Origin of the sequence: Shewanella sp. 10B (genome assembly GCF_023475885.1) — a bacterium.
Lineage (GTDB): Bacteria > Pseudomonadota > Gammaproteobacteria > Enterobacterales > Shewanellaceae > Shewanella > Shewanella mangrovisoli.
Genome location: NZ_JAMDJO010000002.1, coordinates 226,707 through 247,628, shown reverse-complemented (window position 1 = coordinate 247,628; position 20,922 = coordinate 226,707). Strand labels below are relative to the sequence as shown.

General features: G+C 49.8%; 15 protein-coding genes. 5 read left to right on the top strand and 10 right to left on the bottom strand.

What is annotated here, in order from left to right; all coding sequences use genetic code 11:
• The first annotated feature begins 53 nt into the window (after nucleotides 1-53).
• Complete coding sequence (radA, locus tag M0415_RS08545) at nucleotides 54-1,418, top strand: DNA repair protein RadA (protein ID WP_011621836.1); 1,365 nt, start codon at nucleotides 54-56, stop codon at nucleotides 1,416-1,418.
• An 86-nt stretch (nucleotides 1,419-1,504) separates the two neighbouring features.
• On the opposite strand, the gene M0415_RS08540 is transcribed toward radA, so the two are convergent.
• Nucleotides 1,505-1,876: a PilZ domain-containing protein gene (locus M0415_RS08540; RefSeq protein WP_249556584.1), complete on the bottom strand. Its 372-nt coding sequence runs from the start codon at nucleotides 1,874-1,876 to the stop codon at nucleotides 1,505-1,507.
• A 200-nt stretch (nucleotides 1,877-2,076) separates the two neighbouring features.
• On the opposite strand from M0415_RS08540, the gene torR reads away from it, so the two are divergent.
• The gene (torR, locus tag M0415_RS08535; RefSeq protein WP_249554325.1) at nucleotides 2,077-2,787 is read left to right on the top strand and encodes a two-component system response regulator TorR; all 711 of its coding nucleotides are present in this window, start codon (nucleotides 2,077-2,079) and stop codon (nucleotides 2,785-2,787) included.
• A gap of 52 nt (nucleotides 2,788-2,839) precedes the next feature.
• Here the strand turns inward: torR and torT are convergent, their stop codons facing one another.
• A complete protein-coding gene (gene torT / locus M0415_RS08530; protein ID WP_220054924.1) occupies nucleotides 2,840-3,907 on the bottom strand; it encodes a TMAO reductase system periplasmic protein TorT in 1,068 nt (355 codons plus the stop codon).
• Between the two features lie 56 nt (nucleotides 3,908-3,963).
• On the opposite strand from torT, the gene torS reads away from it, so the two are divergent.
• Nucleotides 3,964-7,029, top strand: coding sequence for a TMAO reductase system sensor histidine kinase/response regulator TorS (gene torS, locus M0415_RS08525; RefSeq protein WP_249554326.1), 3,066 nt, complete (start codon nucleotides 3,964-3,966; stop codon nucleotides 7,027-7,029).
• Nucleotides 7,030-7,343: 314 nt separating this feature from the next.
• Here the strand turns inward: torS and torD are convergent, their stop codons facing one another.
• From torD to torE, 4 genes are all read right to left on the bottom strand, one after another.
• Nucleotides 7,344-7,973 (bottom strand): molecular chaperone TorD, encoded by a 630-nt coding sequence (gene torD, locus M0415_RS08520; RefSeq protein ID WP_249554329.1) that lies wholly within the window; start codon nucleotides 7,971-7,973, stop codon nucleotides 7,344-7,346.
• 67 nt (nucleotides 7,974-8,040) lie between these two features.
• Nucleotides 8,041-10,530, bottom strand: coding sequence for a trimethylamine-N-oxide reductase TorA (gene torA / locus M0415_RS08515; RefSeq protein ID WP_249554331.1), 2,490 nt, complete (start codon nucleotides 10,528-10,530; stop codon nucleotides 8,041-8,043).
• Between the two features lie 15 nt (nucleotides 10,531-10,545).
• On the bottom strand, nucleotides 10,546-11,724 hold the full coding sequence (gene torC, locus M0415_RS08510) for a pentaheme c-type cytochrome TorC (protein WP_011621843.1): 1,179 nt from the start codon (nucleotides 11,722-11,724) through the stop codon (nucleotides 10,546-10,548).
• A gap of 26 nt (nucleotides 11,725-11,750) precedes the next feature.
• The gene (gene torE, locus M0415_RS08505; RefSeq protein ID WP_011716165.1) at nucleotides 11,751-11,921 is read right to left on the bottom strand and encodes a trimethylamine N-oxide reductase system protein TorE; all 171 of its coding nucleotides are present in this window, start codon (nucleotides 11,919-11,921) and stop codon (nucleotides 11,751-11,753) included.
• 517 nt (nucleotides 11,922-12,438) lie between these two features.
• On the opposite strand from torE, the gene M0415_RS08500 reads away from it, so the two are divergent.
• Nucleotides 12,439-13,791: an NCS2 family permease gene (locus tag M0415_RS08500; RefSeq protein ID WP_249554333.1), complete on the top strand. Its 1,353-nt coding sequence runs from the start codon at nucleotides 12,439-12,441 to the stop codon at nucleotides 13,789-13,791.
• Between the two features lie 25 nt (nucleotides 13,792-13,816).
• Here M0415_RS08500 and M0415_RS08495 read toward each other — a convergent pair whose 3' ends face one another.
• From M0415_RS08495 to M0415_RS08485, 3 genes are all read right to left on the bottom strand, one after another.
• On the bottom strand, nucleotides 13,817-14,248 hold the full coding sequence (locus tag M0415_RS08495) for a CBS domain-containing protein (protein ID WP_011621846.1): 432 nt from the start codon (nucleotides 14,246-14,248) through the stop codon (nucleotides 13,817-13,819).
• A gap of 100 nt (nucleotides 14,249-14,348) precedes the next feature.
• The gene (olsF, locus tag M0415_RS08490; RefSeq protein ID WP_502957198.1) at nucleotides 14,349-16,121 is read right to left on the bottom strand and encodes a bifunctional ornithine lipid synthase OlsF; all 1,773 of its coding nucleotides are present in this window, start codon (nucleotides 16,119-16,121) and stop codon (nucleotides 14,349-14,351) included.
• 119 nt (nucleotides 16,122-16,240) lie between these two features.
• On the bottom strand, nucleotides 16,241-17,323 hold the full coding sequence (locus tag M0415_RS08485; protein WP_249554335.1) for a UDP-2,3-diacylglucosamine diphosphatase: 1,083 nt from the start codon (nucleotides 17,321-17,323) through the stop codon (nucleotides 16,241-16,243).
• Between the two features lie 581 nt (nucleotides 17,324-17,904).
• Here M0415_RS08485 and M0415_RS08480 point away from each other — a divergent pair.
• The gene (locus M0415_RS08480) at nucleotides 17,905-19,026 is read left to right on the top strand and encodes a PIN domain-containing protein (RefSeq protein ID WP_249554337.1); all 1,122 of its coding nucleotides are present in this window, start codon (nucleotides 17,905-17,907) and stop codon (nucleotides 19,024-19,026) included.
• A 486-nt stretch (nucleotides 19,027-19,512) separates the two neighbouring features.
• Here the strand turns inward: M0415_RS08480 and M0415_RS08475 are convergent, their stop codons facing one another.
• On the bottom strand, nucleotides 19,513-20,871 hold the full coding sequence (locus M0415_RS08475; protein ID WP_249554339.1) for a YjiH family protein: 1,359 nt from the start codon (nucleotides 20,869-20,871) through the stop codon (nucleotides 19,513-19,515).
• Nucleotides 20,872-20,922 lie beyond the last annotated feature (51 nt).

Sequence of the window (20,922 nt, the reverse complement as noted above, 5' to 3'; positions counted from 1 at the left end):
GTCGGCAGTATTCACAGTTACTTAAATTGATTTTATACAGATTTTAATAAGTTATGGCAAAGAATAAAACCGCGTACGTGTGCAATGAGTGTGGACAGGATTTTCCACGCTGGCAAGGGCAATGCAGTGCTTGTCAGGAGTGGAATACGATAACCGAAGTGCGTTTAGGCGCCGCCTCGCCCGGACGGGGAACTAAGTTTGCGGGTTATGCCGGTGCGGGCAGTAGCGAAGTCAAAACCTTAGACCAAATTGACCTTAATGCTTTACCACGGATTGTGAGCCATTTTGGCGAGCTCGACCGTGTGCTCGGGGGCGGCATAGTGCCAGGCTCTGCGATTCTGATTGGCGGTCATCCCGGTGCTGGTAAGAGTACGCTGTTACTTCAAACCCTGTGCCATTTAGCCGAGCAAATGCCTGCGCTCTATGTGACGGGTGAAGAGTCCCTGCAGCAAGTCGCTATGCGCGCCCATCGATTAGGGCTGCCGACCAATAAACTGCGAATGTTATCCGAGACCAGTGTGGAGCAGATCTGCGAAGTCGCCCTGCAAGAATCGCCAAAAGTCATCGTTGTCGATTCTATTCAAGTTATGCACATGAGCGATGTGGCATCGAGCCCCGGCAGTGTGTCGCAGGTGCGTGAATCGGCCTCCTATTTAACTCGCTTTGCCAAGCAAAACGGCATTGCCGTGATCATGGTCGGCCATGTGACTAAAGACGGCAGCCTCGCCGGACCTAAAGTGCTCGAGCACTGTATCGATTGTTCTGTGATGTTTGAAGGGGATAGCGACAGCCGTTATCGCACCTTGCGTTCCCACAAGAACCGTTTCGGGGCGATTAACGAGTTAGGCGTATTCGCCATGACTGAGCGTGGTTTGAAGGAAGTGGCTAACCCTTCGGCGATTTTCCTTTCCCGCGGTGAAGAGGAATCCTCGGGCTCCTTAGTCATGGTGGTGTGGGAAGGCACGCGTCCGCTGCTGGTAGAACTTCAGGTGCTGGTGGACAATTCGGCCATGTCGAACCCGCGCCGCGTCGCTGTGGGGATGGATGCAAACCGTTTAGCCATGTTACTGGCGGTGATGCATCGCCATGGTGGTTTACAAATGTCGGATCAGGACGTGTTTGTGAACGTCGTTGGCGGGGTTAAAGTGACGGAAACCAGTGCCGACTTAACCTTGCTGCTGGCCATGGTGTCGAGTTTCCGTGGCGATATTTTACCGAGCGATTTAGTGGTGTTTGGTGAGGTGGGGTTATCCGGGGAAATTCGTCCCGTGCCCAATGGTCAAGAACGCCTCGTCGAAGCCGCCAAACATGGCTTTAAGCGGGCGATTGTGCCCCGTGCCAATGTGCCAAAAAAGCCGCCCGCAGGTATGGAAGTGGTGGGCGTGGCAAAATTATCCGAAGCCCTCGAAGCGATATAATCATCAAAACAAAAACAGCGCCCAATGGCGCTGTTTTTTTATGGGTTTTTCGGCGGTGCAGCCTGTGTCACACTCAACTTTTCCGCTCAATCGGCGCTGTTGTGTTTCTCGATAAATAGCGCCAATTCACGATTCAGTATCGACGCATCGCCGAGATTCAGCTCAACGATGCGTTTGAGGTGGCTGATGCTGTCGACATCGATAAATTTACACTTGAGACCCAGCTGTTGGTTGCGTTGATGCACTAACTCGGTTTCCATTTGCAGCTCAATATCCGAGCCCGGTAGGGTAAAACTGAGGGTGATAGGCGCATCCGTATGGCTAAATCCGGCAGGTTCGTCCACCAGTGCGCCATTTAGGCTGAGGTCGAGTATGGTGGTTTGCCACTGTTTATCACCTTGGTGTATCGATGCGCTAGCGGCAAAGAGGATCCGCGAGAACTTTCGTCTTTCATCAATCACGACTTCTTTATTGTTCATAGTTTGTTAGTGCTCACCCCAATCAATATGCCTAAGCATATGTCATATTGATGTTACTGTAAAAGTTCGGCAGTTTTTTGTGCCAGAAAGTAACGGAGATCGCATATTTTACCTTTTCCTCATATGCAAATATGAAAAAGTATGAATAATTCAGTTAAGCAAAATAAGAGATGTAGAACATGGCCTATAGTGTGCTCGTTGTCGATGATGAAGCGGTGATTCGTGCTCGATTGAAAGGGTATTTTGAAAAAGAAGGTTACCGCGTTGTCGAGGCGGCCGATGGCGAGCAGATGTGGCACGAGTTTAATCGTCAACATATTGATTTAATTATGTTAGACATTAACCTGCCCGGGGTGGATGGCTTAAGCTTAACCCGTGAGTTACGTAGCCGCTCCCATGTGGGGATTATCTTAGTCTCGGGCCGTGATGAATCAATTGATAAAATCGTTGGTCTCGAGATGGGCGCCGATGATTATGTGACTAAGCCCTTCGAGCTGCGGGAGCTATTGGTTAGGGTTAAAAACCTAATGTGGCGGATTTCTCTGGTAAAACAAGCCGAACAAGCGCTGGTGCAGGAATTATCCGAGCCCGATGATGTGATGAGTTTTGAAGGCTATCGGCTTGAATTAAACAGCCGTAAGCTGCGCAAAGGGGAGGAGCTTATCAAGCTCACTAAGGCAGAGTTTGAGTTATTAACCGCCTTTGCTTTGCATCCGCAGCAGGTACTTTCCCGTGAGCGCTTAATGCAGCAAACCAGTCATCGTAATCAGGATGTGAATGACAGAACCATAGATGTCATCATCCGCCGCCTGCGTAATAAGCTCAATCCCGAACTCTTTGTCACAGTCCATGGTGAGGGCTATTTGTTTGCCGCAAAGGTGGATGACTAATCTCTAACTAAAATCTTGTGTTGAGCGCTGAGTTAATCGCGATGTAAAGCGCTCAGGGGCGCACTTGATACAAGGGATAAAAATCCGCTTCGGCGAGGCTAACACTAAGATCCGATAGGGTATTTGGTGAGGTCGTGCGCTCAACGATAGCGGGACCTATATCGCCAAAAGGTGCGGCGCCTTCGAGCTGTTTTACTGTGACATCGATGGCGAGTTTGCCCTGTAACACGACTAAGTCATCATTGCTGTATACCACTTTTTGTCGCTTCAAGCCGCGCAGAATTGCTGGAGATAAGTAACTGCTCACCAGCTTGATGTCTTGTGTCAGTTGTTTTTGTTTGAGGGTACTGACGGCGGCTTCTATTGCCACCGCACTGCCGAGAATATAGTCGGGGCGCTGAGCCTTAAGCAGTATCTGTAATTGGTCGCGGTAGAGATTGCGATTGTTATCAGCATGCTGAATCGCACTGATGCTGACATTGCTGCCCTCGAGGGCATGGCGAATGCCTTGTTCGACTAAATCTGTGCCGCCTAGGTTTTCGGGACCGGCTAAGAGGGCCAAGGTGGTCGGCTGGCTGGGCGAATGCGCCTTGGCATCTGCCTTAATAAAATTGCCCGCGCTTAGCCCCATTTGATACCAGTTAACACCGATATGGGTCTGCACTTGCTCAGCATTGAGTTTATTCACTAGGGCGAGCACAGGTTTGGTTAATGGCTCGGAGAAATGTTCGAGCAGATTGGGACTCACGGCGCCAAGCAAAATTGCATCGTAATCTCCCTTCATACATGCGCTTAATTGCTCGAGCTGTTTATCTTGATGGTAGTAGCTGCCTGCTTCGAACAGGTCCAGCGACACACCGAGGTGTTTAGCCTGTTGGATCAGGCCGTAGTCGATGCCAATCCAATAGGCGTCCTTAAGATGGGGCACTAAGGCACAAATGCGCCAAGCCTGTTGTGCTTTACTCAGGGGATGATAATCAAGTGCCTGCGCCTGCTGAATGTTGGCATTAAAGGGATGGCGTTGCTCCAATGGCCAAGTTTGGCTGTTGGCATTGGCAGACGATAAACATAACAGGCCAAAAGTGGTGAGTGTGAGCAAAGCTTGCCAAAATTTTCCCATTGTCTTGTATCATCCACAGTGATTATCTCGAAGGCATTGTAACAGAAGGAACAAGTGTGGCGCCTTTATCTTTATCGCGAAGTAGTTTAACCGGCAGACTTATGCTCGCCTTCGGCGTGCTTGGGGTATTGCTGTTGCTACTGGTTAGCTTAGGTAGCCTGAGTTTGCATTGGCTCAAACAGGCCGACAGTTATCTGTATGAAGAATCCTTACCCGCCTCTCAAGCCGCGCGCCAATTAGTGCAGGCCTCTAATGCCTTATCCGATGGCGTGACCCAGTTAGGCCAAGTAGAGGATGAGCGGCAGCGGGAATTTATCGGCCGTAAGCTCAGCCTTGAAAGCGCTACAATGTTAAATAGCATCAAAGTGTTACTGACACTGGATGTGAACGAGGATAATCATTTATCCGTATTAGCTGGGCAAATCATCGAGCAATTAACCTTACTGGGTAAGAGTGTGGGCCAGCGCATTACCTTAGGCGATGAGTTACAGCTCAGGGCCCGCGAATTATCGGTTGCCGCAGGCCGAGCCTCAGAGCTATTGCAATCCGAATTGGCGGTTGTCGACTCGGCGATTTTGGCAAAACTCAGCCAAGCCTATCCGGATATTGCGGGGAATAAGCGCAGTGGCCAATTGCTCGATGATGTGATTGAGCGAGAGTTAGATGTGCAGGAGCAGCTCAACCGTGCGCTCAAGTTAGTACATCAAATTGCGCTGCTCAGTCAGTTATTTGAGGCATCCGAATTACAGTCTGAGCTGCAATTGAGTGTTCCCCGTTTATTGGCAACCTTTGCCAGCACGGCACCAGCGCACCCCATGGCACAGAATCATCCAGATCATCCAAAGCAAGGAACGGCTATCGAGCTGGCGACCACTGAGGCGCCAGCTGCAGAGGTGGGTATCGATTTAATGGCACTCACCACAGTGGCTGAGCTTATCCGCGACCCCGGCAGGCTCAATGCCCTAAAGGCGGAGCTGGCTATTCTTCTCCATACCCCAAAAATCATTAAATTACAGCGAGAACTGAGCCAAAGCCTGCAGCGCCAACAGCGTCAGCAGCAGGAGTTAGCGGAAAAACTCTATAGCCTCAATACGCGGGTGGACAGTGCGCTTAATCAACAGCAGCTGCGGGCGGAGCTGGCGCGAAGTGATTACTTAATGCAGTTGTCTTACGCCCGTTTGGGGCTGTGGGGCACGGGTATATTAATGTTGGTTATCATGGCGGTCGTGGTTTATCGGGTGATCTATCGCGGCATTGCCTTGAGGTTAAATCAGGCAACTGAAGCTATGTCGCGCTTAAGTTTAGGGGACACCAATGTGAGCCTCGATGCCCACGGCGACGATGAGTTGACTGCCATGGCCAATGCCATCGAGGCATTTAAGCGAAAAACCGCCCATAACCTGAAATTACAGACGGATTTACGTCAGGTCGCCGATGAGCTGACCGAGCATAAAAAAGCCCTCGAACAAACCGTGGCTACGCGCACACAGGAATTGGCCGAAGCCAACCTGCGACTCGATGCGGAGGCCAAAGGCCACGCTAAGGCAAGAATCGTTGCCGAGGAGGCGAGTCAGGCAAAATCCCAATTCTTGGCGACCATGAGCCATGAGATTCGCACCCCGCTCAACGGCTTACTCGGGACACTTACCTTACTCGGCCATAGTCAGCTGCCGCCAGCGCAGCAACAGATGCTCGCATTGTCACAATACAGCGGCACGCTGCTGCAAACCGTGCTCAACGATATTCTCGATTTCTCTCGCCTCGAGCAGGGTAATTTAACCAATGAACCGCGGCCAACGGATATCAATGCCCTGCTCGATGAAGTGCTGGCGATTATGGTGGCGGGCGCCAATTTGGCGGGATTGAGCTTAAGGCTGAATCGTCCCCAGTTACCCGCGTGTATTCAGATCGATGGCCCTAAGCTGAGGCAAGTGCTGTTTAACTTGATTGGTAACGGCATTAAATTCACCCCAGAAGGCGGCGTGAGTCTCAATGTCAGCGTGCAAGGCGATAAGTTGGCCTTTGTGGTGGCCGATACTGGCGTGGGGATTGCGCCCGAGGTGCGTGAGCAATTATTTATGCCTTACTGCGTATTGCCTAATCAGGGGCGCAGCCGTGGGACAGGTTTGGGGCTTGCCATCTGCAAACAGTTAGTTGAACTGATGGATCCCGAGGGGCAGGGCATTTGGGTCAAGAGCGAGCCATGCAAGGGCAGTGAGTTTGGTTTTGAGCTGAGCTTTACCCAATGTGATAAGGCATTAGATACGCAAACTCAGGTGCAAAAACAGGTTAATTCCCAACGGGTGTTAGTGATTGAAGACAACAAGGTCAATGCCATGGTCGCGCAGGGGTTTTTGGCGCATTTAGGCCACAGTTCCAGCTTGGTCGTCAGTTGTCAGCAGGCGCTGGCGCATGTGAGTGGTGATAAGGCATTCGATGCCGTGATGCTCGATATTCAGCTGAGTGATGGCTCAGGGCTCACCCTATTACCCCAGTTAAAGGCGTTATTCGCCAATGGCAAGGTGAAATTTGCCGCCTTTACCGCGCAGATGCAGACGGAGGATCTTAGCCTGTATCGGGAGGCGGGGTTTGATACTGTGTTAGCTAAACCCTTGAGCCTGCAAACCCTGACAGAATGGTTAGGTGTTGCGCGTGTGCCAGCTTCAATGCCAGCTTCAATACCTGCTTCACTAGGTGAGTCATCGCCGCACTCGCCACAATCGCTTCAATCGTCGAATCAGGCAGAACCTACCAGCCAGAGCCATCAAGCTGAAACCTTGTTAGATCTTAAGCAGTTACAGCAAGATCTTGAGGTCTTAGGTGTGAAAGCCGTTAGTGATATGTTGACGCTCTATCGAACCTCCAGTGCCGAGCAAATAGAGCGACTTTCGGCGTTAACCTCTGTGGCGCATTTCAGCGAGGGCGCAAAACTATTGCACGCGCTTAAGGGCAGCAGTGCTAGCATGGGGCTAAAAGCACTGACCCAGTGTTGTCAGCAGTGGGAGAAAACACTCAACACCACAGGGGAAAATGCATTGGATAGCAAAGCCGTCACTGAATTAACCGCCTGCTGGCAGGCGTCGATAACAGCGCTAGAGCACTGGCTCACAACACAGGGCTAGCAGCAAAATTTTAGCAACAAACGGCTAGCAGTAAAGGGTTAGCGACAGGAAGTTTGCATTAGGAGTGAGTCGTCCTGAGTAGTAGTTAAGCAGCACGTATTTCTGCCTAATCAATGCAAATCGAGGAATAAAAAAGCGGCTCCCATGGGAGCCGCATTTGTTCATTTATTCTAGGACAAGACATGAGCCATCAACTTGAGTCTTAATGCGACTCAGGTTTAACGCTACTTGGGTTTAACGCTACTTAGGTTTAACGCTACTTAGGTTTAACGCTACTTAGGTTTAACGCTACTCGGGCTTTAGGCTCGTGGCGATTAATGCATTGCCTGTTCTAACTGCTGTTTATCTTGCTGCACCCAAGCTTGGGTGAGCGTGGCTAGGGCGCTGTAAAAGCCATTGCTGTGCTTGCTATCGCACTCAACGACCTTAGCGACAAACTTGGCTAACCAAGAGTCTATACAGGCATTTATGAAGCTTAACTGGGCAGCATCTTCACTGTGGCAAGTTAAGTGTCCCATATAGGCGAGGATCACGGCTAAGTGATCGGCAGGTTCAGGGAAGTGACTCTGCACTTGCAGTTTACTCTGGTGTAAAAACTCGCTCATTTGTTGATGTTGCTGCCCAAAGAGTAAGGGTTCTTCCTCGGGGCTCAAGTACAGGCTGGCATAGGGCGAGGCGCTGTGCTTTGTGCCTACGAGGAATAAACCGCAATAATCGGCGGCAAGTTCGAGCAAGGCTTCATCGCTCGTTAAGCCATTCAGTACCTTCTGTATGCTGGCGACTGGCGCACTAAACTCGGGTGCATAACTCAGTTGTGTCCAGAATTGCTGCGCTTGCTCACTGGTGAGTTGCTTAAGGCGCTGCTCATCAATTTCACGGGCAAACAGAGAAGACAGCAGCTGATACACTAAGGCTCTGGCATGATTGATATCGACGTTGCTCATCGCATGTTCCTCAAGATTAACAGTGGAATGCGCCTAGTTGACTAGGCGCATCGCCTTATGGGCTCGGTTAGATTTCGACTTCGATAGGGCCATCGAAGGAGCTGACCTTAGGGACTTTGCCTTGGTATTTCTCAAACTCGACCAGACAAGTATAGGCTGAGCAGGCTTGAGCCAACTTCGAGGTGCCAATGTCTAAGGTCAGAGTATTCGGGTCGCCATAGCTGCACAGGGCACCGATTTCGGCGCCGCCTTCGACGCTGCCATCTTTACCCACTGGGCCATACCATGCGCCTTCATGAATTCGCACTACACCTTTAGGGAAGCGATCCGATACCACTGCGCCCGCTAACAGTTGGCCACGGTCGTTAAAGACGCGCACTATGTCGCCATCTTTAATGCCGCGCGCTTTGGCATCCACAGGGCTGATATAGATGGGTTCGCGGCCGTTGACTGTGTAAGTTTCGCGGTATTCCTTTGACTCACACATCTGTGAGTGCAGACGTTTATCCGGATGGCAAGATTGTAGCCACACAGGATATTTGTCTGAACCCGGGCCACCATGGCTACGCTCGGCTTTTTCCATCCAAATTGGGTGGCCTTGGCAGTCGTCATAACCGAACTGTTCAATCTTACGGCTGAAGATTTCAATCAAGCCAGAAGGCGTACCTAGCGGGTTGATTTCAGGATCGTTTCTAAAGTCGGCGTGGCGTGTCCACAGCTCGCCATCACCAAAGTGCACATAACCTTGCTTCCAGAAGGTGGCAAAATCTGGCATCTCATACTTACCCGCGTTTGCGGCTTTACACTCGTTATAGAGGGTTTCTATCCACTCCATCTCGCTCATATTGCGGGTGTATTCTTTCTCTTTACCCATCAGCGCGGCAAAGCGAGTAAAGATCTCAAAGTCTGACAAGCTCTCAAACAGCGGCTCGACCATCTTCTGCATCGCCAAAATACCGCGGTTTGCATAGGCACCGTATACGTCGATATCGTTGCGCTCATAGGTGGTGCAGGCGGGTAGCACTATGTCGGAGAAGCGGCACGTCGCCGTCCAGTTCACATCGATAGTGACCACGCATTCCAACTTATGGAAGGCTTGCTTCATGCGGTTACGGTCTTGATGGTGGTTCCATGGGTTATTGCCCGAGAAAATCATCATCTTAATATCGGGATACACCACTTTTGACCCGTTGGCATCAATGGTTTTGCCGGGCTCGAGGATCGCATCAATCCAACGGGCGACGGGAATGGTGCTGCTCGCGCCTTTAAAGTCGGTGCTGTCGAACAGGGGTTTTTGGTTCTCGTCTAAGTTACGCGGGAAGGCGCCTGGCGCCGCTGCGTTTGTTGCAGGCACACCAATGCTGGAGTAGTGGTGACCATAGCTGATGCCACCGCCGGGCAAGCCGATTTGGCCTATCATGGTCGCGAGTACTGCGGCCATCCAGTAAGGTTGTTCACCGTGTTGTTGGCGCTGAATACACCAACCCATCATGATTTGGGTGCGGCCCTTAACTAAGGTTTTCGCCAGATCGCGAATGATGTGTGGCTCAACCCCACAGATAGGCGCCGCCCACTCTGGAGTTTTGGCGATACCATCTTTAGTGCCCATCACGTAGGGCACAAACTCTTCGAAACCTAAGCTGTAGCCTTGGATGAATTTATCATCGTAAAGCTTTTGGGTGATCATCTCATGGGCGATGGCCAGCATCAGCGTCACGTCAGTCTGTGGGTTCACATATAACTGTTCACAGCCAAGGTAGGCCTGGGTTTTGGTGACCACTGGGTCGATACTGATCACGCGTATCTTGCCCTGTTTAACCTTCTCTTTTAGCTGCGCGAGGTAAGCGAAGGCCTCATGGGTTTCGGCGTTCCAACCCACTTGCAGGTTTTTGTAAGGATCGTTCGACCACAGCACGATAGTGTTGCTGTTTTCTAAAATCAGCGGCCAAGAGGTGCCTTGGGCATAGACTTCGGTTGAACCTAACACATAGGGAAGAATGGTTTGGCCGGCACCGGTGGAGTAGTCACCGATTTTCTTCACATAGTTGCCGTGCATTCCCACCGCACGCTGCATATGGCTGGTGCTGGAATGCAGTTGCCCGGTTGCGCGCCAGCCTGTTTGTCCGGCGTGTAAGCCCGATGGACCGTACTTGGTTTGGATTTCATCGAGTGAGTGTTTAAACAGTTTTAATGCTTTATCCCAGGTCACGCGAACGAAGCGGAAATCCCCCCGTTGCTGGGTATTGCTCTTATGGCCTTTAAGTAAAAAGTCTAAGCGAACCATAGGGTAACGCACGCGAGATGGGTTGTAGACCATGCCGCGGATACCGTTAATCATATCCGTTGGATATTTATCTAAATCGAAAGCTTTGACCTCGGCAATTACACCGTTTTTACGTTTGATTTTAAAGGCGCCGAAGTGCGAGCCCGTGGTCAGCCATTCGTCTTCATTTAAGCCCGTGCTGGCCAGCGCGTTTAAGGGCGCTAACACTGAGCTGCCACCTAAAGCAACGAAAGAGGTTGAGGCTAAGCCTTTTAAAAAGTCTCTTCTGTTCATGGTATTACTCCCGAATTAGTGCTCTTTTTTCACGAAGGTTGACGAATGTTCCTGCAGGTATTTCTGCACCAGCGCTTGGGTGTCTTGGTCCATGTTCACGAAGGCCAACATGCCTTGGAACATGCCAGGCCAGGTATTGGCGTCAAAATGCGCTTCATCTGGCTGGGTGTGGCACACACTACAGCTTGAGCGGAACGTGTCGCGGGCATAGCCCCAGAGTGGTTGCAGCTCGGTAAGCAGGTAATCCTTATCGGTCCAGATTTGCGCTTCTACCCGTTGCCATTTCAGACCTGTCATTGGGTCTTCTTTCTCTTCAAAGGTTTGGATAACACCTTCGGTTTCAGCCGCATCTTTGCTTAACTGCGCCGACAGAATGTTTACGCCAAAGTCCATGTAGATCACGCGGCCTGCGCCGATTTTCTTACGCCAGCCATCGATACCAATTTTGATACGCTTACCTTGGGTTTCGAGCACTTTGACTTTAGTCGCGACGTTTAAGGTACCGGCTTCAACGTCACCTTTTTCACTAAAGAACAGTGGCTTAGTTAGGGCGCTGTAGTAGGTTTGGTTGGTTTCGACTGAGCTGACACCTGCGCCCACTTCGGCGATGAGTTCGGGTGCCCGGGCCGTGCCCATTTCAGGTAAGTGGTGGGCAATGCCTTTGTGGCAATCGATACAGCTTTGGTCGATTTCGGCGGCGCGTTTCATCTGTTTTTGCGCCAGTGGAGACATGCTTTCCCACTTCATCGAGTTGTAGTTGTGGCAGTTTTTACAGGCCAGTGAATTGTCGCGATCGAAACGTTTCCATTCTCGGCTCGCCATTTCGAGGCGCTTAGCTTCAAATTTTTCAGGGGTGTTGACCGTGTTGAATAACCAACCCCAAACATCGTGGGAAGCTTCCATCTTACGGGCAATCTTACGGCTCCAGTTGTGGGGCACGTGGCAGTCGGGGCAGGTAGCGCGCACACCAGAGTGATTCGACCAATGTACAGTCTCCTGCAGCTCTTGGTAAGGCTTGCTTTCCATACTGTGGCAGCTAATACAGAAGGCTTCGGTATTGGTGGCTTCCAGTGCGGTGTTAAATCCGCCCCAGAAGATGATGCCCATGATAAAAGCACTGATGCTGACAGCGCCTAAGGTGAGAGCTTTTGTGGGTTTGTTTAGTGTGCGCCAGAGGTTGATTAACCACTTCATAATAGCGTCCTCAAAGTATCAGTGAATTAGTGGCCGACAACGCCGCCGAAGGCTTGGATCATCCAAATGATGAAACCGTAGAGACTGATCCCCGCGACCGTCAGTGCGGGAAAGAGTATGAAAATGATGAATCCCAGCGCCTTTAACTCATTGCTGCGTGTGGACTTATCCGATGTTTGCATGGTGGGCTTTGTCATTGGGAAGAGCTCCGTTCGAAAGCGATTTTTGATGGGAGCACTATAAAGGGGAGATGTGAATGGACTTGCCTGCTGGGATGAATGGGCTTTGACAATATATGAAAAATTATGAAAATTTTAAAAAGCCGATGACTTTTTGTTTTACTGACAGAGAGTTAATTGTATTTCTGTGATCGAACTCGGCAGTTTTTTGTGCGGTTTAGGCGTTTTTTTAAACACTGATTTTGAATTTTTTCGCTAATTATTTACTGAAGTGCAGGCGAGGTCTTAGCTATCTGGCGGCGTTTACAGTATTATCCGCGCCCAACAAAGGCTGCGTTTGTGTCGTTGAAGCCATTTTAACGATACAAAGCGTCACTGCTTGCAGATCATGGATTTTTCCCGATGTAGGAGAATGATGTGGATCTCTCACCCAAGTCATTGGATTTGGGGCTCTAATCTGCCGCAGCCAGCGTCGCCAATGGTTAAGCCAATTGGTATCGACCCTATTTTAAGAGATCACAAGGTATAACAAGATATGTCTGAGCAATTGAGTTCAACAGCCGTACCCGCAGGTTCGTTTCTGGACCGTTTTTTTTCAATTCAACAACGTGGTAGCACAGTTCGCCAAGAAGTGATTGCAGGGTTAACCACCTTCCTCGCTATGGTGTACTCAGTGATTGTGGTACCCAATATGTTAGGCAAAGCGGGATTCGATCCCGGCGCCGTGTTCGTCGCTACCTGTTTAATTGCCTCCTTTGGCTCGCTGCTGATGGGACTCTGGGCTAATCTCCCCATGGCCATTGGTTGTGCGATTTCACTCACCGCCTTTACCGCCTTCGGTTTAGTGCTAGGTCAGGGCATGAGTATCCCTGTGACCTTAGGCGCCATCTTTTGGATGGGCGTGATTTTTACCGTCGTAAGTGTCACGGGCGTGCGTCAATGGGTGCTGGCTAACCTACCCAAGGGGATTGCCCATGGTACAGGTATAGGTATTGGCTTGTTTTTACTCTTAATTGCCACTAACAGTGTGCAGTTGATTGTGGCCAATGACGCGGGTCTGCCAGTGAAGTTAGGCGACATTAACAGCCTGCCCGTTATCGCTACCGTACTAGGCTTAGCGGCCACTATCGGTTTAGAGCGTCGCGGTGTACCCGGCGGGATTTTACTGGTGATTATCGGCCTATCCCTGTTCGGTTTAGTGTTTGATCCAAGCGTGAAATTCCAAGGCTTCTTCGCCGTGCCTGATTTTACCTCTGAGCACTCGCTGATTGGTCAAATGGATATTATGGGCGCCTTGAATCCTGTGGTATTACCGATTGTGCTGGCGTTGGTGATGACGGCGATTTTTGATGCCACGGGCACCATTCGCGCGGTCGCGGGGCAAGCCAATCTGCTGGATAAAGACGATAATATCGTCGGCGGTGGCAAGGCGCTGACCTCGGATTCGGTCAGCAGCATGTTTGCGGGTATCGTTGGCGGCGCTCCTGCGGCCGTGTATATCGAATCGGCGGCGGGTACGGCGGCGGGCGGTAAGACGGGTTTAACCGCGACTATAGTCGGTGGATTATTCCTGCTGATGGTGTTTTTAGCGCCGCTTAGCTATTTAGTGCCTGCCTATGCTACGGCGCCTGCGCTGATGTATGTGGGGCTGTTGATGCTCAGCAATGTGACTAAGCTGGACTTTAACGACAAGGTCGATGCGATGGCGGGATTAACCTGCGCCGTATTCATCATCCTCAGCTGTAACATTGTGACTGGTATTATGCTTGGCTTTGTGACCTTAGTGGTTGGCCGCATTTTTAGCGGTGAAATCCGTCAGCTTAAGTTAGGCGTGCTCGCCATTACGCTGGGTCTTGTGGCCTTCTATATGGGCGGCTGGGCGATCTAGTTTATAAAGTTGAAAGCGAGTGCCGTTAGCACTCGCTTTCATTGACCTCATTGTGTTCACAATAGGCTCGCAGTAAATCCTTCCAAGTCACTATCCCGACCAGATCGCCATTATCGAGCACGGGCAAACAGCCAATATTGTGTTCCAGCAGGGTGTGCGTCGCAGCATCGAGCGACACATGTGGCGCAACGGTAACAGGATTACGGGTCATCACCTGATGGACGCGTTTTTGTAGGGTTTCGAGATCCTTAGCGGTTTCGGCGCTGCTGCCCAGATTCGGGCTGATGGCACGCAGTAAGTCGCGCTCCGACAATACCCCTTCGAGTTTATATTCATCCACCACCAGCAGATGGTGGAAGTTTGCCTGATCGAAAATATCCTTCGCCACGGTTAAGCGATCGTCCATTTCGACCGTGACGACTCGGGTACGCATAATATCGGCGATAATGATCGGCATGATAAACCCCTTCCTAGGACGTGTATCGTTAATGCACTGTATTACAGATACTTATAACAGACCGATGTTTATTTAGCCAATATCTTAGACATGAACAGGCCTAATCCTGCTCGTCGGTTTCGTCCTCTGCCATCAAGGGGTTGCGTAAGTCTTCGGGTAAATGGGCGCCGATATAACGCTGGTACTTTTTCCCCTTCAGTTTATGGGTATCGACCAAGACTAAGCCATCGACACAGTCGCCAAAATCGGCATCGATCCCAAAGGCGAGAAACTTCACCCCATCCTGCTTACACAGCTCGCCATACTGCTTGTATAGGGTTGGCACCGCGGCGCCCATACTCGCCAGCATTTGTTTGAGTTGTTTAAAGTGGCTTTGGTAATCCTCACCCGAATAGAGTTCATCCAACTGCAACTTGCGCTGCTTGGATAGCCCAAAGGGCGACATCGACACCGCCAGCTGCTCTGCTGGCGCAAACTCCTTGGAGTAGAAATGCACTAACATTTCCCGCGCGCTGCCAGGCAGTTGATTACTGATGGAAACAGGGCCAAACAGGTAGCGGTATTCGGGATGTTTAGCGAGGAAGGCGCCAATACCAAACCAGAGGTAGTCGAGACTGCGCTTGCCCCAATATTTGGGCTGCACAAAGCTGCGGCCAAGTTCTAAGCCTTGTTTTACAAAGGGCATAAAACCATCGGCATATTGGAACAGGGATTGGCTGTAGAGGGCGTTGTCGCCGTAGCGATTTAGCACTTGCTCGCCGCTGGCGAAACGATAGGCGCCGACAATTTCAAACTGCTCTTTATCCCACAACACCAGATGTTGGTAGTAGGAATCGTATTTATCGATATCGCGGCGTTTGCCTGTGCCTTCGCCGACGGCGCGAAAGGCGATTTCCCGCAGGCGCCCAATTTCGCGCATGATGGGGTTGCTGTCCTGATGCTGATACAAATAAATCAGCTTGTTATCTTGGGTTTCGCCGAGGAGTTCACATTGTTGCAGCGCCGCCTGTAGCTCTCGGCGCGACTCCGGGTGGGCTATGGCGCTTTGGGTGATAAACAGTGGGTCTTTATCTTTGCCGATGCGATACAGATGATTTTTAAGCAGTTTTATTTTGGTCTTTAGCGGGAAATCCATCGAACGCACAGCTTCGTTCGGGATAAGCTCGCCAATGCGGATCGGCATATTGCGTTTGGCCTGTTTAAACATCTCCTTAACCAGTAGCAGTGTGGCTAAGGGTTTGTAAATCATCGAGGCGCCGTAGAAGGTGGCCGAGTTTTTAGCATCCAAAAAAATCGGCAGCAGCGGCGCATTACAGGAAATCGCCATCTTCAAAAAGCCCGAGTGCCACTGGGTATCACGCACGCCGCTCGGACGCAGGCGAGAGACTTCCCCCGACGGGAAAATCAGTACCGCGCCTTCATTACGCAGATGCTGGTGGATTTTTTCGAGGTGCTGTTTCGGCGTGCCGCCCGTCATATTGCGCACTGGCAGCAGGATAGAATGCAAAGGCTCGAGCGCCATCAGGAGCTCGTTCGCCACAACCTTGATATCGGGGCGAATTTCGCTGACCAGTTTAATCAGGGCGAGGGCATCGAGGGAGCCAATCGGATGATTGGCGAAGATCACCACGCGGCCCTCACAGGGAATATTTTCGACCTCGTTGGCGGGCACGGTAAAGCTAAAATCGAAGCTGGCGAGCACTTGCTCGACAAAATCGACCCCTTGCAGATAGGCAAATTGGTTGGCTATGTCGTTACATTGTTTTTCATTCAACAGGTAACGCAGCATGGCCTTAGTCGGCTTGGCTAACCAAGGTTTGTCCTTGAGCGCGGGCAGGTTTTGTTCCACCACATTATCGACGGTAAAGATCATCGAACTGGCTTTTAAGGCGGGCAGTGGCATGGCTGCGTCCTGCGTTAATGCGTTGGCGCTTAATGTGTTAGGGCTTAATAAATCAGCGTTTGGCGTATGAGGTGTTAATGGGTTCATGATTAGGCAACATCCCTTGGTTGGATTTCTGCTTGTTTGGGGCTGTGTGTGGCCGTTTGTGGAATAGGTTTTGGGGCGTTAACAGGTGCAGCGGGCGGCGTTTGCGCCAGCACAATACTGCTCAGAATATCGAGGTTTACGCTTTGCTCGTTCCAGCGGCAGAGCTGTAATTCACCGTTTAAGGTTTCGGTGATCAGGCTGCAGTTTTCGACCCAGTCGCCATCATTGGCATAGATTATCTGGCACTTATCCGGCGTGCTGTATTGGTTATCTCGAGCGTGAACCGATAACTCTGGCTGGTGGATATGGCCGCAGATGACGCCATCCACATCATAGTGCTGCGCATAATTCACTACGGCCTGGCGAAAACGGGCGATAGCCGTCTGCGCCTTGCCCACGCGGGATTTGATATAGCTGGCGAGTGACCAATACGGGTAGCCTAAACGCTCTCGCAGACGATGGAGATTGCGGTTGAGAAATAGCAACAAGTCGTAGAGATGATCGCCCAAGATGGCGTAGAAGCGGCCAACGCAAACATCGGCATCGAACTGATCGCCATGCAGCATTAATAGTTTGTGGCCGCCAATCCCTTGATGAATATGTTGGCGAGCTATCTTGATATTCAACAGCGTAAGCTCGGCATAGGGCTTGATTAGCTCATCGTGGTTACCCGGCAGATACATCACCTGAGTGCCGTTTTGTGCCAGTTCAATCAGCTTTTGCAATACCTTATTGTGGCTCTCGGGCCAGTGCAGGCGGCGTTTGAGCGCCCATAAATCCACAATATCACCGACCAGATACAAGTGCTGACAACGCACGCTATTTAATAGGCTTAACAGATAGTCGGCTTTGCAATCCTTACAGCCGAGATGGATATCCGATAGCCAGAGGGCGTTGACTGTGATGGTTTGGTTATTTGCGGCGTTGCTGGCGTTGGCAATATGTGGGGTTGAGAAGGAAGTGTCGTAAACACTGGATGGAGCATTGTCGGAAGAGTTGGAAGGAGTGTTACGGGAAGAGTTGCGGGGAGTCTTGAGTGCGTCGATAAGCGTGCGATCAAGTCCCCTGTAATTAGCTCCAGTCATCTCATATTCACCCTATGCGGCTGTTGACTGCCTTAGAGATTAGTGACGGGCTTTGACTGAATGATGAAGCTTAAGTGACATGCAGATGACAGCAAGGGCGATTGGGCTGGAGTTAACCCAACAAGATTCCGTTCTGGGTGCATTGACTGTCGATAGATTGAGTTAACTCATTTTGCCCCATTCCTTGTTTCGGCTCGTTAGCTCAACCGAAAATTCCCACACATGCAGCCATAAATATTCTTATCTATTTGCCTATGTTTGGCCTTACCAGAAATCGACTAACAATGTATGGGTATACAGTCGTATTTAAATTTAGGTATTTTGGTATGATTTTAAGACAAAATCAGTGCGCACTAATTCCATTTGCAATAAATAAAACGCTATAAAATCAATTGACTATAGAGGCTGAGTTTTAGTTAATAGGTTTGGAAAACGCGCATGCGCGTTTTTCCAGATGGTGTATTAAACAAAAAGCTGATAAGTTCTTTGCATACAGATAGTTAACCGTGCGCGTTTTCACTGGTCCAACGAGGTAAACGCGCATGCGCATGAATAAAATGTTATGTGCCATGGAGCCATCAATGACAGATGAAGAAGTAAAGGAATACGGAGCAATCTTAATAGACACATCAATTTTTGATGGCAATGGTCTCCGTCTTGAAAAAGGGCTACTTGGTAAGCTGTCTCAGTTCAAACAAAGCCCAATCGTATTCCTCTTTCCAGATGTGATTAAAAACGAGGTCTTAAGACATCTGGAAAGCAAAATCAAAATTTCAAGAGCTGCGTTAGAAAAAGCGCTAAATGATGCTGGAGACCACCTTTTTTTTGAAGGCAGCGAGTTAAACGATGCCAAACAGACATTAGTAGGCAGCAAAGAGATCGAAGGTTTAGCCGATAGTAGGGTAGATAATTTTATAGAGGCAACCGACGCTCTGGTTTTAGATTGCGGGGACTATGTGTCTGTATCTGATCTTCTTGCAGGATACTTTTCTAACAACCCGCCATTTGCGGAAACTGGAAAGAAAAAGAGTGAGTTTCCAGACGCAATTGTTCTAATGGCCGTCGAGACTTGGGCTGATCAAAATAATTTAAATGTTCTAGCTATCGCAAAAGATGGAGATTGGGAAAGTTATTGCACAAAATCTAAACGCATTGACTATATCGAAGATCTCTCGAATGGACTTGCTGCCTTTAATAGAACCAATGGACCTTATGCATTGCTAGTTAACTTGGAAAGAGCGTTGCATGAGAATAATGCGGAACACTTTCTTTCAGAAGTTGGTGCAGGGTTGGAATCCGCATTAAATGGAATAACGCCGGATCAAGAAGCTGATTCACATCTCTATTGGGAGCCAGAGGGGTGTCATGCTTGGTTCAAAGAATTTGAGCTACTTGAGAATGAATTCAGAATAGTTGATAAAGATGATGATTGGATTGTCTTGGAGGCTATGGCCAAAATTACTGTTGAAGCAGAAGGCGAGTTCTCTCTTTCGGTTTATGACTCAATCGACAGAGATCATGTTTATATGGGTGGGATCACTGCTACTGCTACTGAAGAATTTGAATCAGAAATCTTAATTACAATATCTGGCGACTTAAACGGACCAATCGATGAATTGACGGTTGATGATGTTGAAGTAGTGAGTACGATCGGATCAATTAACTTCGGTACTATCGAGCCAGATTACGATGAAGACTATTAGAGTGGCACATAACAAAGCACTGCTACGGAAAATTTACTCGCTAGCGCTCGCAAATTTCCGCAGAGTGCAGCGTTATCGCCATATAAATTTTTATCCGAAATTCACCTGATGCAGCCGACGTCCTAACATGCTTTTGTCCCAAAACATGCTGCGTATTTCTTTTTAAAACTTACAGATTACGCCAACGCTAAATAGGTGAGCCATGGAGGTTTGCGAGACGACCGTCCGCCCCATGGACGGGGCGGTCGAGCATCCACGGATGGACTCGCTGCGTGTCGTCGAGCAAATACCATGGGTCGCCCTTTTATATTGAACGTTCTTTTGTCCCAACTGAGTTATGTGATGATGAGTGGAGTTTGTGCGGCTAACCCACACTCAACGAAGTAATCAAAACTGCTTGTTTGTGTATGAGTTCGTGTTTGAATCAGTATAAAAAAGGGGAGTCAGTTAATCTGGCTCCCCTTGATATTTAAGGTGATGTTGCGCTTAGAACAGCAGGTGAGCCACCCCGGCAATGACTGGCAGAGTCACTAAGGTGCGCAGTACGAACACGACAAATAGCTCAACAAAATTCACTGGGATCTTACTGCCAATCAGCAGCGCGCCCACTTCGCTCATGTAAATCAGCTGGGTTACGGATAAGGCGGCAATCACAAAGCGGGTCATATCCGATTCGATAGAGCTGGCTAAAATCGACGGGATAAACATATCAGCAAAGCCAACAACGATGGTTTTAGAGGCTTCGGTCGCTTCAGGGATATGCAGCAGTTCCAGTAACGGAATGAATGGCATACCTAAGTAATTGAAGATAGGCGTATGCTCGGCGATGATCAGCGCGGTGGTACCAATGGCCATTACCACTGGGATAATGCCAAATACCATATCGATAACGTTTTTAATCCCTTCATTTAAAACGGCTTTGACACCACCAGCACTGGCGGCTTTCTCGAGTGCTTTATCAAAGCCCCATGAGAGTGCGCCGTGTCCTGCGGGGATCATCTCATCGTCGGGTTGACGTGGCGTATCGTCGATATAGTTATCTTTTTTCCACGAGAGTGGTGGCAGCTTAGGCACAATCACGGCCGCCGCAAAACCCGCTAAACATACGGTCAGGTAGAAGGGGACAAACATTTGCTCCAACTTCACCTGTGAGATCACCACTAAGCTGAAGGTAATTGACACCGCCGAGAAGGTAGTACCGATAACCGCGGCTTCCCTTTGGGTGTAAAAACGCGCTTCGTATTGCTTGCTGGTCAGCAAAATCCCAACGCTACCATCACCTAACCAAGAGGCCATACAGTCGATGGCGCTGCGACCTGGCAGGTTAAACACGGGGCGCATTACCTTGGTCAGCAGGGTGCCAAAGAGCTCTAATAGACCGAAGTTTAACAGCAGCGGCAGTAACATACCGGCGAAGATAAACACCGAGAAGAGTACAGGTAACAAATCGTTCAGTACTAAGGCACCAGTGCTTGAAGAGTTAATGGCTTCGGGGCCAATGCCAAAGTAGGTCAGCACAATAAAGACGGCGCCGACGACGCGCGTCGCAAGCCATAGCGGGCTGATGTTGAGTAAACCATTGAGGAAGTGATTGTTCAGCACAAATTTAGGTTTGAGTAACTTAGTCAGCACAGAGGCCAAGGCCATGGCGACAACAATCACAGTCACGATTAAGGTTAATACATCGCTTAACACGCTTTGCAGTGCTTTAGAGATGATTGCGATGGGAATAGTAATCGCATCGTTGTAGCTGATAGGAGTCATAAACAGCAGCAGACCGATCAGCGAAGGGACGATAAAGGTGAGTATCGTCTTAATGTTGCGGTTTTTATGTTCAGTAGCCAATGGTGTACACCTTAAAAGTACGAGTCGCACAAATAAACTTGAACAAATTGC